12 protein-coding genes are annotated in these 15,193 nt (G+C 40.9%); 6 read left to right on the top strand and 6 right to left on the bottom strand.

Annotated elements, in window-relative coordinates:
• Window position 1: 1 nt before the first annotated feature.
• The gene (locus M472_RS38630; RefSeq protein ID WP_022829408.1) at window positions 2–1,054 is read left to right on the top strand and encodes a TerC/Alx family metal homeostasis membrane protein; all 1,053 of its coding nucleotides are present in this window, start codon (window positions 2–4) and stop codon (window positions 1,052–1,054) included.
• Window positions 1,055–1,366: 312 nt separating this feature from the next.
• Here M472_RS38630 and M472_RS38625 read toward each other — a convergent pair whose 3' ends face one another.
• The 3 genes from M472_RS38625 to tpx form a co-directional block, all read right to left on the bottom strand.
• On the bottom strand, window positions 1,367–2,296 hold the full coding sequence (locus M472_RS38625) for a hypothetical protein (protein ID WP_021071353.1): 930 nt from the start codon (window positions 2,294–2,296) through the stop codon (window positions 1,367–1,369).
• 91 nt (window positions 2,297–2,387) lie between these two features.
• On the bottom strand, window positions 2,388–3,542 hold the full coding sequence (gmd, locus tag M472_RS38620; RefSeq protein WP_021071352.1) for a GDP-mannose 4,6-dehydratase: 1,155 nt from the start codon (window positions 3,540–3,542) through the stop codon (window positions 2,388–2,390).
• Between the two features lie 169 nt (window positions 3,543–3,711).
• Window positions 3,712–4,209, bottom strand: a complete 498-nt coding sequence (tpx, locus tag M472_RS38615; protein ID WP_021071351.1) for a thiol peroxidase — start codon at window positions 4,207–4,209, stop codon at window positions 3,712–3,714.
• Window positions 4,210–4,347: 138 nt separating this feature from the next.
• Here tpx and M472_RS38610 point away from each other — a divergent pair, with 138 nt between their 5' ends.
• The 3 genes from M472_RS38610 (at window position 4,348) to M472_RS38600 (ending at window position 7,506) form a co-directional block, all read left to right on the top strand.
• Complete coding sequence (locus M472_RS38610) at window positions 4,348–5,568, top strand: OmpP1/FadL family transporter (protein WP_021071350.1); 1,221 nt, start codon at window positions 4,348–4,350, stop codon at window positions 5,566–5,568.
• Between the two features lie 20 nt (window positions 5,569–5,588).
• Window positions 5,589–6,917, top strand: coding sequence for an SGNH/GDSL hydrolase family protein (locus tag M472_RS38605; protein WP_021071349.1), 1,329 nt, complete (start codon window positions 5,589–5,591; stop codon window positions 6,915–6,917).
• A gap of 172 nt (window positions 6,918–7,089) precedes the next feature.
• Entirely contained in the window at window positions 7,090–7,506 is a 417-nt protein-coding gene (locus M472_RS38600; protein WP_021071348.1) for an OsmC family protein, read from the top strand.
• Window positions 7,507–7,520: 14 nt separating this feature from the next.
• On the opposite strand, the gene M472_RS38595 is transcribed toward M472_RS38600, so the two are convergent.
• Window positions 7,521–8,567: a hypothetical protein gene (locus M472_RS38595; protein ID WP_021071347.1), complete on the bottom strand. Its 1,047-nt coding sequence runs from the start codon at window positions 8,565–8,567 to the stop codon at window positions 7,521–7,523.
• A 136-nt stretch (window positions 8,568–8,703) separates the two neighbouring features.
• Here M472_RS38595 and uvrA point away from each other — a divergent pair, with 136 nt between their 5' ends.
• Both uvrA and M472_RS38585 read left to right on the top strand, forming a co-directional pair.
• The gene (gene uvrA, locus M472_RS38590) at window positions 8,704–11,556 is read left to right on the top strand and encodes an excinuclease ABC subunit UvrA (protein WP_021071346.1); all 2,853 of its coding nucleotides are present in this window, start codon (window positions 8,704–8,706) and stop codon (window positions 11,554–11,556) included.
• Window positions 11,557–11,715: 159 nt separating this feature from the next.
• Complete coding sequence (locus tag M472_RS38585) at window positions 11,716–12,825, top strand: serine hydrolase domain-containing protein (protein WP_021071345.1); 1,110 nt, start codon at window positions 11,716–11,718, stop codon at window positions 12,823–12,825.
• A 256-nt stretch (window positions 12,826–13,081) separates the two neighbouring features.
• On the opposite strand, the gene M472_RS45265 is transcribed toward M472_RS38585, so the two are convergent.
• On the bottom strand, window positions 13,082–14,110 hold the full coding sequence (locus M472_RS45265) for a dipeptide epimerase (RefSeq protein WP_021071344.1): 1,029 nt from the start codon (window positions 14,108–14,110) through the stop codon (window positions 13,082–13,084).
• Window positions 14,103–15,185, bottom strand: coding sequence for a serine hydrolase domain-containing protein (locus tag M472_RS45260; protein WP_021071343.1), 1,083 nt, complete (start codon window positions 15,183–15,185; stop codon window positions 14,103–14,105). The genes M472_RS45265 and M472_RS45260 overlap by 8 nt, the downstream gene beginning before the upstream one ends.
• Between the last annotated feature and the right edge of the window lie 8 nt (window positions 15,186–15,193).

Here is a 15,193-nt window from a genome sequence, read left to right as displayed (position 1 = left end):
TATGAGTCACGAGATAATGTTTTTTGGAGGATTTATTGTTTTTATCATCCTCATGCTTGCAATTGACCTTGGTCTATTTAGCAAAAGCGACAAGCCAATAAGTCTAAAAGCAGCGGCAATTATGTCTTTGATATGGATACTATTTGCCTTGGGTTTTGGTCTTGTACTTTATTTCTGGGGTAATGAACTGCACAATGTACATGATATAGCACGTCTGAAAGAAATTGTTGCCAAACACTACCATGACGTCAAAATCATAGAAAGTGACCTTGTAGCCAGTCTTCATATTTATAATAAAAATCTAACTTTAGAATATCTCACAGGGTATGTGGTGGAATATGCTTTATCGGTAGACAACATATTTGTGATGGTCTTACTTTTCTCTTCATTTGGTATACCAGAACGCTATTACCATAAAGTATTGGTATGGGGGATTTTAGGAGCAATAATCTTACGTTGTATCTTTATTTTCGTTGGAGCAGCATTAATTGCTAAGTTTGGGTGGATTCTATATGTATTCGGGGCTTTTTTGGTCTATACAGGTTTTATGATGTATATCAACAGAAACCAAGAAGAAGAAGTCGACCCTCAAAACCATGCAGTAGTCAAATTCGCCTCAAAATATTTTAAGGTTACTTCAAAGATGGATGGGGGTAAGTTCTTTCATATAGAGAATGGTGTACGATACATGACCCCTTTATTTCTCGTGCTTTTGGTTATTGAATTTACAGATTTAATCTTTGCCGTTGACTCTATTCCAGCAATATTTTCTGTAACAAAAGACCCTTATATTGTATTCTTCTCTAATATATTTGCTGTACTGGGCTTAAGATCGATGTTCTTCCTATTGGTCAACATCATTCACAAATTCCACTATTTAAAAGTTGGACTAGCCTTTTTATTGATCTTTATAGGCGCTAAGATGTTATTACATAATTGGCTAAAAGAATGGGGCTTCACGACTACACATTCCTTAATCATCATATTGAGCATACTGGCTCTTAGCGTTGTCGCTTCCTTAATTTTTCCAAAAAAAGAGAATTACGAACGGTAATAAACCCGAGACATAAATAAGAACAATGGCCATAATATTAGATATTATGGCCATTGTTCGTTTAATAGCATTCTCCTCTATTAGTCTCAGCAGAGCAGTCCTATGCGCCATCTAAATAACCTAGAATAATGGTATTCAAATACTAAGCCCTGGGATGTAATATTGATTTTGGCAACTTGTGTACATTTTAAAATATAACAAGTTTGATTAAAGCGGATAAGAAAATCAAGCTATCCAAATAAAGCAGAAACAAAAAGCGGATAAACTTTTTTAAAGTATACCCGCCCTTCAATATCTATTATAAATAATAAGTTACTTTAGAACGACACTTGATCTTCCCATAATGGCATCATCGGCATACAATAAGACCGTATAAGCTCCCTTTTTAAAACGGTTAGTATCCCGCCACAAAAACTGATATTCTTCTCCTCTATTCGTAAAACTAATAGCTTCTTTAAAAGTATATTGAAGCTTATCTCCATGTACACTAAATACATCTCCAGCCTTTGCTATGAGATTGCCCTGGGGATCAATAATACGAACAAAAATCTCTTTACTTCCTTCTTTAGCCAAGGGGTTGTCCGCAATAGAAAATTTTATCTGTAAATCATCAACCCGCTTAGCTTTGGTTTCGATTTCTAGATCTCCTTTTCTTGTCTTCTCTACCCCATTAACAAGAATACTGGAGACTTTGACAGAAGACGCAATGCTCACTTTTTCACTCAATCGCTCATTTCGCTGTTTCAGAGTCTCCATCTGCTCGTTCTTTTCACGTACAGAGGAACTTAATTCCTTGTTTTTCCTCAAAAGAATGTCATTTTGGAGCTTTAGCTCTCCCGCTTCGTCTTTTAGGGAAGAAACATTATTTTTTAATTTTTGAATCTGATCCTTGGCAGCCTGTATCTGCGCATCTGAAATATTCGAATTTTCCAATTCAGCCCGCAGATCATCAATGATCTTACGTGCAAACAATTCTTCTTGTATCAGATTATCAGGCAGACCTTCTATATTCTGATTTTTTATATTGTCCAATTCAGCTTCGATTCGGTCAATTTCAATCTGCAGATTTTCTTTCTGCAACGCAACTGTGTAAAGCTTTTCTCCAGATGACTTAAACTTTACGTAAAAATATATATTGGTTGCCAGAAGCGAAGCTATAGCAATCATAAAAAAATAAATCTTCGAATTATCCTTCTTATTATCTGGGACCTCACTCTCGACAGATGTACTTTTTACTTCCATAGCATACCTTCCATTAATACCAAATTCACGTTTAAACTTCTATTTACCATAGCTCAGAAGTACCAAACAAAAACTATTCCAAAAAATACGGTTATTCAAAGTAGTTAAGCGTCTCAAAACCACCCTCTTTCAGATACTGCTCTTTTCGCATCAGGTGAAGATCTGACAGCACCATCTCAGATACCAACATTTGCAAGTCATACTTGGGTTGCCAGCTTAACTTGGTTTGAGCCTTGGTAGGGTCGCCTATTAATAAATCCACTTCTGTCGGCCTGTAATAACGAGGATCAACTTTCACAACGGTTTGCCCCAGCTTCACCCCTTCAGGATTGATCCCGAGTTCATTCAAACGATCATCGTCCCGATCAATAATGACACCTTTCTCTTGTTCGTCTCTACCACTAAACTCAATGGTTATACCTAACTCCGCAAAACTTAAACGTACAAAGTCCCGAACCGTAGTCGTCACGCCAGTGGCGATGACGAAATCTTCTGGTGTATCCTGCTGTAAGATAAGCCACATTGCCTCGACATAATCTTTCGCGTGGCCCCAGTCGCGCTGAGCAGAGAGATTACCTAAGAAAAGTTTACTTTGCAGGCCTAAAGCTATTTTCGCAGCAGCTCTCGTAATTTTTCGAGTAACAAACGTTTCTCCTCGCACGGGACTTTCGTGATTAAATAAAATACCATTACATGCATACATATTGTAGGCTTCACGATAGTTTACAGTAATCCAATATCCATACATTTTGGCCACTGCGTAAGGGCTACGTGGGTAAAAAGGAGTAGTTTCACTTTGAGGTACTGCCTGTACCAAACCATACAATTCCGAAGTAGAGGCTTGATATACTCTTGTTTTATCAACCAAGCCCAATAGCCTGACTGCCTCGAGTATCCTTAATGTACCTATCCCATCGGCATTAGCCGTATACTCTGGCGTATCAAAACTCACTTTAACATGTGATTGTGCTGCGAGATTATATATTTCATCAGGTTGGGTTTCCTGAATAATCCGAATTAAATTGGTGGAATCCGTAAGATCACCATGATGTAGAACAAAATTTCTATTATCTAGATGAGGATCCTGATATAAATGGTCTATACGATCGGTATTAAAGAGCGAGCTCCTTCTCTTCAACCCGTGTACCAAATAGCCTTTTTTTAATAAAAACTCGGCCAAATAAGCTCCGTCTTGTCCAGTAACACCTGTAATAAGTGCGACCTTTTGAGTTGTAGATTCCTTCATAATGCAAAATTAGCCAAACTTAGAAAAAATGCAGTGGATTCACGAATCACTATCAAAAAAAACAAACTATTTGCGTTACTTTTTTCAATAACGACTTCTATAAAACAGTAATATCTCTTCGCCCCGCTTTCACGAGATAAAAAAGATATTACTGATTCTATAATAGTTCTTACAAAGAAGCTGTTGCTGCTTCGTAATTAGGCTCGTTCGTAGTCTCTGCAACCTGTTCTGTATAGATGACCTTTCCACCTTCATCTATCACTACGACTGCACGACTCAATAAGCCTTGCAGTGGACCATCAGAAAAACGTACACCATAGGCTTCCGAGAACTTATCGTCTTTATATTCTGATAGTGTCACCACATTTTCAATTCCTTCTGCTGCGCAGAACCGCCCCTGTGCAAAAGGTAAATCTCTTGAAATACAAAGTACAACCGTATTACTCATAGAAGACACTTTCTCATTGAAAGTACGTACAGACATCGCGCAGGTACCTGTATCAATACTTGGAAAAATATTCAGCACAATCTTCTTACCAGAAAAATCCGACAATGATTTTTGTGACAGATCAGCTGCTGTTAACGAAAAATCCGGAGCTTTTGTTCCGACAGCCGGCAAACTTCCCGCCGTATTAACTGTTGTACCTTTAAATAAAACTTGACTCATGATAATAATATTTGATGCCCTTAAGATAGTAATTTTCAAGGAATACACGGATTAAAAAAAGACATAAAATTATTTTAATTGAAAAAAAAATACTATGTTAGCATTGTATTTTAAAGAATATGTTAACCAAATAAGCTTATGAAAAAACTACTATTATCGTTTCTATTAGCTAGCCCTACACTCTTATTTGCTCAAGGCTCACAAGTGAACACACAAGGCATAAAAGCCTTAGGTATGGCAGGCGCTGGCTCTGCATTATTTGTCGATGAATCCAGCATATTCTATAATCCGGGAGCGCTCGTCAAGATGGACCACAATGCTGTCTCTGCGGGAGCATCTGCTGTCATGTATAGATCTGCTTTTAAAGAAGTCAACTCGACACAGCAGTATGATACAAAGTTCCAGATTACTCCTCCTTTTTCGGTATTCGCCACATTCGGTCCGAAAGACACCTGGTGGAAAGCCGGACTCGGTGTCTATACTCCATTTGGCGGTGCTGTTGACTGGGGACAAGATTGGCCAGGCAAGTATGAGCTGAATCACCTGCAAATGCGCGCGATCTATATACAACCCACACTGAGCTTTAAAATTACGGACAACTTTAGTATTGGAGGTGGCTTTGTGTACAACCTCGGCTTCGTCGATCTATCGAGATCCTTACCTACATTCGACGCCAATGGTAATCCTGGCCGAGCAGAGCTCTCAGGAATGGGTACAGGAACCGGTTACAACGTCGGCGTCCATTACAACCTCGAAAATGAATTTGCAGTTTCACTAAGCTATCGTTCCAAAGTCGTTACCAAGCTAAAAGATGGTGATGCCAAGTTTACGGTGCCAGATGCATTGGCAGCGTCATTTCCTACGACTACTTTCGAGGCAGAATTGCCCTTACCGGCTTCTTTCAACATAGGTGTGTCCTTTCCTATTAGTGAACGTCTAGACATCGCCGCAGACGGAACCTTTATCGGATATGACATCTACAAATCGTTGACGTTTGACTACAAAGACAATACAGCAACACTGGAAGACACCTATCAGCCTAAGAACTACCAAAAGGCCTTCTCTGGAAAAATAGGACTTAATTACAAAGCGTCAGACAAACTTGATCTTCGTACCGGTGTAGGCTATGTCGCGAGCCCAGTCTCTGCCCAATATGTATACGCTGAGACACCGGACAACAATCGTGTGATGGCTTCCTTAGGATTCACCTACGTGCTATCGGACAAATTTGATCTAACTGGAGCGTACACCTTCCAACGTATTTTGGAACGCACAGTAACCAATGCTGTAACAGGTCTGAACGGGACATTCAAGACCAACATCCATGCTCCTGGTATTTCACTCACCTACAAATGGTAATAACTAAAAGGTATTGACAGATGAAAAGATTCCAAAAAAACATTAAACTTTATATAGGCCTTGTAGCATGTGCCCTAGTAGCATCCTGCGCACCTGAAATTGACAATGCAAAGCCCAATGAAAATACAGGTACTTCAAAACCCGATTTTTCCAAATATATCGCTATAGGTAATTCGCTCACCGCCGGCTTTGCCGATGGAGGACTATATTTGGAAGGCCAACAGTTGGCTTTCCCGGTGTTGATTGCAGAAAAAATGAAGGCTCATGGAGGAGGGGAATTCAAATCCCCTTTCTTTACAGAAAGTCAGTCCAATGGTTCGGGGTATATCCGCTTGAAAGCTTTGGTCAATGGGCAACCCGTAACCGAACCTGTTACAGACAAACTAGCAGTTAGAGGTTTATCGCCAAATAACACACCCTTATACACCAAATACACAGAAGAGATTAACAATCTCGGTGTACCGGGCATGCGACTTGATATGGTTGATCTGCAAGGACTCGGAACCATACAAGGAAATCCTTATTTCGAAAGGTTACTGCCTGGCAATTCACTAATGACATACCAAGCATACGCAACGTCTAAAAATCATACCTTCTTCTCTTTCAGTCTTGGTAATAACGATGCCTTGGGGTATGCCAGCAATGGCGGTGTCGCTAAATCAGACGGCACCAGTACACTTACTGATATAACAACGTTCAGCAACAAACTAACGAGCTTCATCAAAGGTCTAACTGGGAACAAACAAAAAGGTGTCATTGCTACTATTCCAGACGTATCGGCTGTCCCATTCCTGACTACAGTAACCCGACAAGCATTGCTACAGGCCGCTACCGCCGCTTCACAGGCCCAAGGGGGGCCAGCTGTTACCGCTCTTTTTATAGCAACTAAAGCCGGTACAAGACCTGCCACCGATAAAGACATGTTTGTCCTGCCCTTTGCATCGTCAGGTCTATTGGGTAAGCCTAACGAACAACAAGCCCCTTATGGTCTACATCCAAACAACCCTATCGAAAGCCAGTATGTATTGGATGAAGCTGAGGTTGCAGAGGTTAAGACACGTATTGACCAATACAACAAAAAGATTCTAGAAGTCGCAAAGGACAACGATTTAGCAGTTGCGGATATTCACGCTTTCTTAAACAAAGTTAAGAATGGCTATGTATACAACGGGATAGTAATCAGCAATAAGTATATTACAGGCAATGTGTTTTCATTAGATGGTGTCCATCTAACCCCTATGGGGTATGCCATCATGGCTAATATCTTTATCGATGCAATCAATACAAAATATGGCAGTCAACTCGACAAAATCGATGCGATGCAATATCGAGGTGTAAAAATGCCCTAAAAGCAGTTACGATTTAATTAAGAAAAGGCACTTTAGTTACAAAGTGCCTTTTTTGCTTTAGCATTCTTTTATACCGGCCATTTTATATAAGTTTGATATTATAATCAGAATCAGATGAGATTACTACAAGCGTCCGATCGAATCTACCTGATCATTAAATATAAAAAAACAGATGAAAACAGTATTACAAAGGGTAAATAATGCCGTACATTTTGAAGGATCAAGCACGTCCTCCCCAGTCAAGGTAAATATCGATGGTCCTGCATCTATAGGCGGAGAAGAGAAAGGCGTACGCCCCATGGAACTGGTCTTAATGGCCTTAGGATCATGCAGTGTATTTGACCTAACGACCATCCTACAAAAACAAAGACAGGATATTCAAGACATCAAGGTAGAAGTAGAAGGAGACCGTCGAGAAGAAATCCCTAACATTTTCACCAAAATCCATATTAGCTTCTATCTAAAAGGTGATATCGATGAGATCAAGGCTCAAAAAGCTGCTGAACTTGCCGTAAAGAAATATTGTTCAGTACATGACATGCTTGCTGCAGGAGGTGTTGACATCACCTACAGTATCAAGATAAATTAAGAACAGAGCACTTCTTAAGAGGTGCTCTGTTTCTTCCATATCTTTTCAGACCAACGTCCTACCAACCAAAAAGAAATCGCCAGGACTAGAAAGAAGATTGTACGGTTGATATTATCCCAAAGGTACTCTACAAAACGGGTATAAAGATTCAGAAGAAAAAACACAAATCCAATATCCCGTAGCACCGCATCTTTCTTCTTTAATCCATAAAGCGCCAAAGCCAACGACACCGCTATTGCCAATAATCCCCAATATAAAATTTCATATTGCCGTATTTGGGTCCAAGCTTCAAAATCACTGTAATTCCCAAAGATAGAGAGACACCATAAGGCAATCATTGTATACAACAGACCTATCACAAAGCTAGTAGACTGGAACTCAAGCAACGCACTCCAGCGCGGTTGAATCCAAATTGAAAATGCAATGAGCAGGGCACCAAAAATAGTGAAGCGTAATGGGAAGTTCATCCCCCAAAATTTCCATCCCCACTCGCTATGTAATGCCGTTTCGGTAGCAAACCATACCCCCAATGCAACCAGGGTGAATACCCATATCAGCTTTGATTTCAATTTGACAGCCAACACGGCATAGATTAAAATCGAAATAAAAAAGAGTATCGTAAAATAGTGCGTATTACGGTCTAAAATCTGTCCTAAAAAGCCAATACTTGCAGCTGTAGAAAAAGCACCTGACAACATCAGCGTTTCATTAGAGAAGGTTTTATCGGGATACCTTTTTTTATTCCGAAATCCAAGTATATAGAAAGCTACGGCCAATCCGGCGAAGAACAGGCAGAACACAATATTCGGTGTTTCGTAGAATTGCTCCACAAAGCGGACTAACATATCGTCTGCAAAAAGAGAAACGACAGAAAAAATCAACGAAGCCAATGCTACCCAAAATGCATACCGTGCCAGCACCTTCCATTCAAAACTACGCTCATCTATATTTTCCTGCAATTCCCGCACTTTATCTTCCTCTAGTAGCTTTTGCTCACACCAGTGTTGCAACGCTTGATCTACGATCTCTTTTTCCTGCTTACTTAAATCTAATTTCTTCACAGACTCCCTGTTTAATAGCCACAATTTACAAATAAATCCATTACCAATCCTAAAAAAACAGATACTCCAACAAGCCCTTCCTATTAAGTCTGATTAATATTCAGTAACTTTGCAAGTTGCAAAAACTTAACGTCCCATGTCAAAAACAAAAGCAGTAGATTTAGGAGATCAGAATGAAGTTGAGGTGTTTGGCGCCCGCGTCCATAACCTCAAAAACATAGATATCTCATTCCCAAGAAACGAATTAGTGGTCATCACGGGACTCAGTGGTTCGGGCAAATCATCCTTAGCTTTTGACACCATCTACGCCGAAGGGCAGCGCCGCTATATGGAGACATTCTCTGCTTATAGCCGTCAGTTTTTAGGTGGAATGGAACGTCCCGATGTCGACAAGATATCGGGCTTGAGTCCTGTCATTTCGATTGAACAAAAGACAACCAGCAAAAATCCAAGATCTACCGTAGGAACCATTACCGAAATCTACGATTTTCTACGTCTACTGTATGCTCGGGCGAGTGAGGCATTCTCTTATGTAAGTGGGCAGCGTATGCAACGTATGTCCGAAGATCAGATTGTCGACAGGATATTGGACGATTTTAACAAGGAAGGAATCTATATCTTGGCACCGATTGTCAAAGGTCGTAAAGGGCACTATAGAGAGCTATTTGAACAGATTCGGAAACAAGGGTATACCAAAGTACGTGTAGATGGTGAGTTATTGGAATTGGTTCCAAAAATGCAGGTCGACCGCTACAAGATACACGATATTGAAATTGTTGTCGATCGTCTGATGGTTGAAGAACAGGACCGTAAGCGTCTATATACTTCTGTACTGCAGGCAATGAAATCTGCTAAGGGCATTATCAAAATAGCTAACAAAGAAAATACAAAAGAGCAGTTTTTCAGCCGTTATCTAATGGATGCAGAATCGGGAATCTCTTATGATGAGCCCCAACCTAATACATTTTCATTCAACTCTCCTTATGGTGCCTGTCCTAAATGCGATGGATTAGGCTATATCTTCGAAATTGACAAGAATACTGTCATACCAGACCGTAAACTCAGTATCCAAAAAGGAGCAATCATACCATTAGGTCCTTCACGCGAATCATGGAACTTTGCCGTATTAAAGGCGGTAGCACAAAGATTCGAATTCTCACTGACCACTCCTATCGAAAAACTAACAGAAGAACAGATTGACATATTACTCTTTGGAGCTGAAGAACCGATCTCTCTTACCGTATCGTATGGATCGTATGGTGCCCGGGAATATAAAGTTAGTTTCTCCGGGATATTCAAAATGCTGGAAGAGTATACTGGCAAAACGAGTGATGATGCTCCTGCTTTGGAGGATTTTAGAACAAAAGTATGTTGCCCAACTTGCCAAGGAGCCCGTCTAAAACAAGAGTCACTACATTTTAAAATCGATAACAAAAACATCAGTGAGCTGGCGGCAATGGATATTTCGTCGTTGATGAACTGGCTCATGGATATCGAACAGCGGATTGATGAGCGCCAAAAGGTAATCGCCGTAGAAATCCTAAAAGAGATACGCACGCGTTTAGGGTTTTTATTAGACGTCGGTCTGAATTACCTGAGTTTGGATCGTTCTTCAAAGACACTTTCTGGAGGTGAGGCTCAACGTATACGTCTAGCCACACAGATCGGTTCACAGCTCGTCAACGTATTGTACATATTAGACGAACCCAGTATCGGTCTGCATCAGCGTGACAATGAGCGCTTGATTAGTTCATTAAAAAACCTGCGTGATATAGGGAATTCAGTTTTGGTCGTCGAACACGATAAAGACATGATACTGCACGCAGATTATGTGATTGATATGGGGCCTGCCGCAGGCATTCATGGAGGTCAAGTGGTTGCCCAAGGAACTCCAGCGCAGGTTTTAAAAGCAAACTCCTTAACGGCCGATTATTTAAATGGCAAGAAAGAAGTTCAGATACCTAAAGATCGTCGTACGGGCAATGGCCACACCTTATCGCTAAATGGAGCGACAGGGAATAACCTAAAAAATGTCTCTGTAGACTTTCCCTTAGGGAAATTGATATTGGTTACAGGCGTATCTGGATCTGGGAAGTCCAGCTTAATCACGGGCACCTTGTATCCAATACTGAACAAACATTTTTTCCGGGCAAAAGCCACACCAATGCCTTACAAAAGCATCAAAGGCTTGGAGCATATCGATAAAGTGATTGAAATTGACCAAAGTCCCATTGGCCGTACACCACGATCCAATCCCTCGACATATACTGGCGTATTTTCGGATATCAGGACACTTTTTGTACAGTTGCCCGAAGCCAAAATCCGAGGCTATAAACCTGGACAGTTTTCGTTCAACGTCAAAGGTGGCCGTTGCGAAACCTGTCAGGGAGCAGGCATGAAGATTATCGAAATGAACTTCTTGCCCGATGTACAGGTACCTTGCGAGACTTGCCATGGCAAACGGTATAACCGCGAAACATTAGAGATAAGGTATAAGGGAAAATCGATTTCCGATGTGTTGGATATGAGTATACACGATGCTGTTGCTTTCTTTGAACATATCCCTTCTATCCATCGCAAGATAAAGACTTTAGAAGATGTCGGTTTGGGATACATTACTTTAGGGCAATCTTCCACCACCTTATCTGGAGGAGAAGCCCAACGCGTCAAGTTAGCGACCGAACTTTCTAAAAAAGACACAGGCAATACGTTCTATATCCTCGATGAGCCGACAACCGGTCTACATTTTGAAGATGTCAATGTACTGTTAGGTGTTATCAACAGATTGGTAGACCGGGGGAATACGGTATTGATTATTGAGCATAACCTAGATGTCATCAAGACTGCAGATTGGGTCATTGACATGGGCCCAGAAGGAGGTAAAGAAGGTGGAAAACTGATGTTTACAGGATTACCAGAAGACTTGATCAAGCAGAAAAAAAGTGAAACTGGACGCTTCTTAAAAGACGAAATGACAGGACGTCACTAGAATAAGATCAGCCTGATTTTCATAAGAACCTGGCAAAGTATGGAACAGGTTCTTATGAAAGAATGAATTATATCACCTCTTTTCGTTTTTCCCCTACTCCCTACACCTCTTTCATCCGTCTTAGAATAAATAATGTACCACCTATATTTTTCTAAGCATATGATAATCAGAGAAATAAACCGTTATGGCAAACTAATCACCACGTGTTGCCTCATCGCCCTAGTCGGGGCAGCCTGTAAATCGACATCTGTTGTACCTGATCCACCTCCCATCAAGGAGGAGCCATCTTTGTTCCCGGGTGCACAATGGGAGATCATTTCCAAAGCCGAAGATGTTGGTTTTTCTTCTTCCAAACTGGCATTGATTGCTCCAAAATACGACCAGTACAAATCTGCAGCCTTACTGGTCATTTCAAAGGGGAAAGTGGTATATCAAAAGGGAAATATCAACCATAAGTACCAAAGCCACTCTTTGAGAAAAAGCTTTCTCAGCGCATTATATGGCAATTATGTGAAAGATGGCACCATTAATCTGCAATCGACAATGGCGGATCTGGTGATCGACGACGAAGAGGGGTTAACAAATACAGAAAAGCAAGCTACCGTGCAAGATTTGCTACAAGCCCGATCGGGAATCTATCATCCAGCCCTTTATGAATCAGAGGCTATGGTCAATAGAAAGCCCGAACGGCACGAACACGCTCCAGGTACATTTTGGTACTACAACAATTGGGATTTCAACGCATTGGGGACTATTTTCATGCAACAGACAGGCAAAGACATCTATCAAACGATATACAACGAATTGGCCATTCCTCTACAAATGGAACATTTTAAAGTATCCGATGGACAATACATAAGTGGCGAGGTTTCACGACACAAAGCTTATCCATTCCGCATATCCGCGAGTGATTTAGCCCGTTTTGGCTTGCTGATGCTCCATAAAGGAAAATGGAAAAACCGTCAAATCCTACCAGAAGAATGGGTCATCGAGAGCACACGCTCTTATTCGGATGCTTCTGCTTCACAAAATTCGGGTTACGGATATATGTGGTGGGTCAATAAACTAGAAAACCAGTATAAATTGTTACCCAATGTGGACTTGCCTGCCAATGCTTATATGGCTAGTGGTGTAGGGGGGCAGATCTTGCTCGTTATCCCCACACTTGATCTAGTGATTGTACACCGAGTCGATACCGACGCTGGCCAATCTCTATCTAATGCCAATATTGGCCGATTGTTCCAACTCATTATAGACGCCAAGCTGTAACATTTGCCTAAGCATCCTTCTTATACCAACTGAAACAATCTATATGCCACAAAATGCAAATATGCCTTTCATAACAGAAGACCCTATAGTCTCTGGAATACTCATTGGCATCCTTGGAGTTATTTTTTACGCTATAGGGACTTACGTAGGATATCTGTGTGGAATCCTGATACAAATAGTAGCTCCATAAAAAATCCTCCTTCTTTTCAGGTACAGATTGGAATCTGAAAAGAAGGAGGATTTCTAACATAGATAATTAAATACTCTCCCAGTTGGTTTGTGTCAAACCTATCCCAGGGACAGCAGAAAGTCTTAACAGCCCTTGCTCGACTTTTACACCAGAATAAGGATCGTTCGTTACGTCCAAATTACCGTCTAAATCGATCCAATCAGCAAGAGCAGTTAATTGTGCTGCAGCGGATATCGCACAGGATGTCTCTGTCATGCAGCCCAACATCACCTTCATACCCAATGCCTTTGCCGTGACAGCCATTTTATATCCTTCACGAAGCCCTGTAGACTTCATCAATTTGATATTGATTCCATGATAGATACTCGAGACTTCTTTCAGATCAGCCAAGCGTTGAAACCCTTCATCCCCGATAATAGGCAACGGACTTCTTTCGGTCAACCAAGCATTCCCCGCTTTATCCTCTTTTAACATGGGCTGTTCAATAAAAATAGTATTTTGCTCCTGGAGCCAGTGAATAAACTCCAATGCCTGCTCTCTATTATTCCACCCTTGATTGGCGTCAATAAAGAAAGGTTGATCGCTAACCTCACGAATAGCCTGAATCAACTCTTTATCTCTGTCTGTCCCCAGCTTTATCTTCAAATATTTAAAGTTCTTATAATCCAATGCACGCTTTGCCATTACAGCCGGCTCATCTATGCCAATTGTCATTGACGTATATTGGGATACTGTAGGCAGACCAAACAAACTGTGTACAGGTAGATTCAACAATTTACCAATCAAATCATGTAGCGCTATGTCAAGAGCAGTCTTCGCTGCTTGATTTCCCGGTGCAATACTATTGACATAAGAAAGAATCGTCTCTGTATCAAACGGGTTGTCGAATTGAGATAAATCGACTTTTGCATAGAAAGCTTGTGCAGTTTCTAGTGACTCACCATATAATGGAGGCATAGACCCTTCGCCATAACCATCCACACCTTCATAAGAAAGCTTGGTCAACATTACGGGAGCACTTTTACGCTCACCTCTCGATATTCGGAAGACGTGCTTCAATTGTACGTCATACGGCTTATAGGTTAGTTTAATCATTCTTTTGTTCTATCCTTGAGTCTAAAATCATTTGTAGTAATGTATTAAAATCTTTAGCAGCTACTCGATTACCAGGTATATCAGTATCTACACGGTGCACAATCACCATATCGTAGTCTGGAATTATCACCAAATAATGTCCCCCTGCTCCTCGCGCAGAATATGCACTCTCTGGGAGTTCCACTCCATTAAAATGCGGATACTTATTAAAATTGCGAGCAACCCACCACATATAACCGTAACCCGAAGTCCCCGATAGTGTCGCATCCGAATGATAGCGCGTGCTTTCATAGACCCATGCGCTATCAATCACTTGTCTACCATTCCAATTGCCCTTATTGAGCATCAACAATCCAAACCGCCCCAGATCTCGAGCCGTTATACGAATGGGATATGCCCTATGTTTAGACTCCTTACCACTGACATAACTACCATCCGCTGGTTCATAGTCTTCCATTCCAATGGGACGAGCAATATCTTCTTGCAAGGCATTAAAAAAACGCTTACCCGTCTTTTGTTCAAATATGGTCCCTAGCACATTAAAGTCCCAATTATTATAATACCAATGTGTGCCTGGACGGACAGAGAAACGCGCTGGCTTCGTTTTCTTCATGCTTTCGGACTCATAAAGTGCTGGATGATATACTCCCGAACGGGCTTTTAGCAAATCCAGTACTGTTGCTTTTTTCTCTGTGTCTGACAATCCCTCATTGTCATCTATTCCCAAGTCCCCCATCGTCGCATTTTTATCGACTATTCCTTCGCTAATATATTTGCCATACATTGCGCTGATGATACTCTTACGGATAGAGTGACTATTATATTTACGATCTACTTCGCCCCACTGATAGGCTACTTTTCCATTTACAATAATCATTACTGCTGAAGTATTGGATCTATCAGCATGTTTTTTGGCTTCCAGCAGTTTGGTCTTTGATAATCCCAGTTCTTCTGGATTTTTGACAACGGCCCACTTCTTATCTGGGAAATGGCTACGTACCTCTTTCTGCTGTGCATGACTCTCGGCAAACCAGGGCAGTAAAAGAGCTATAATTATGTAGGTTAACTGTTTCATCTTTTTTA

The sequence above is a fragment of the Sphingobacterium paucimobilis HER1398 genome (assembly GCF_000416985.1).
In the GTDB taxonomy this organism is placed as follows: domain Bacteria; phylum Bacteroidota; class Bacteroidia; order Sphingobacteriales; family Sphingobacteriaceae; genus Sphingobacterium; species Sphingobacterium paucimobilis.
Note: the sequence above shows the minus strand (reverse complement) of the source record. Positions and strands in the feature narration are given on the sequence as shown.